Origin of the sequence: Vogesella mureinivorans (assembly GCF_007644035.1) — a bacterium.
Taxonomy (GTDB): Bacteria; Pseudomonadota; Gammaproteobacteria; order Burkholderiales; family Chromobacteriaceae; genus Vogesella; species Vogesella mureinivorans.
The window spans coordinates 1-287 of the sequence record NZ_VMTV02000251.1; the positions used below are offsets into that span (position 1 = coordinate 1).

1 protein-coding gene is annotated in these 287 nt (G+C 60.6%); it reads right to left on the bottom strand.

Annotated features, from left to right (window positions below; genetic code table 11):
- On the bottom strand, positions 1-287 hold a 287-nt coding region (locus FLQ44_RS08135; RefSeq protein ID WP_147693967.1), incomplete at both ends, for an NAD-dependent epimerase/dehydratase family protein.

A 287-nucleotide genomic window follows, 5' to 3' on the forward strand; every position in this document is an offset into this window, starting at 1 on the left:
GATGGCATGAGCATTCACAAGATCGCTCACATGGATATAGTCGCGCACACAGGTGCCATCGGGCGTGGGATAATCGTCGCCGAAAACTCTCATCTTCTCGCGCAGCCCCAGTGCGGTCTGGACTGCGACCTTTATCAGATGAGTCGCCCCCGCCGCGGACTGGCCCGAGCGCAATTGGGGATCGGCGCCCGCGACGTTGAAATAGCGCAGCACGCCATAAGTCATGGGATGAGCAGCCGCCACGTCCGCCAGCATCCATTCGGTCATGAGCTTGGACCGGCCATAGG